The sequence below is a fragment of the Vibrio fujianensis genome (assembly GCF_002749895.1).
In the GTDB taxonomy this organism is placed as follows: domain Bacteria; phylum Pseudomonadota; class Gammaproteobacteria; order Enterobacterales; family Vibrionaceae; genus Vibrio; species Vibrio fujianensis.
Genome location: NZ_NBUS01000041.1, coordinates 341,813 through 342,052 on the forward strand (window position 1 = coordinate 341,813; position 240 = coordinate 342,052).

General features: G+C 47.9%; 1 pseudogene. It reads right to left on the bottom strand.

Annotated elements, in window-relative coordinates:
* Window positions 1-240, bottom strand: a pseudogene (locus B7C60_RS18630) (L-seryl-tRNA(Sec) selenium transferase); the annotation flags it as partial.

Sequence of the window (240 nt, forward strand, 5' to 3'; positions counted from 1 at the left end):
ACTTCTTTGCCTTTCGCCAGTTCCAGCAACACCAGATACATTGAAGCGGCATTATTATTGACTAACAGTACATTTTCTGCGCCTAGCCAGCTTCTTACTAAAGTGGTCAGTAGTCCGTTTCGCCCGCCCCGTTTGCCGTTTTCCAGAGTAATTTCTAAATTGGTGTAGCCAGTATTCACATCCGAGATCGCATCCCACACCTCGCGATGCAATGGCGATCGGCCTAAATTCGTATGCAGC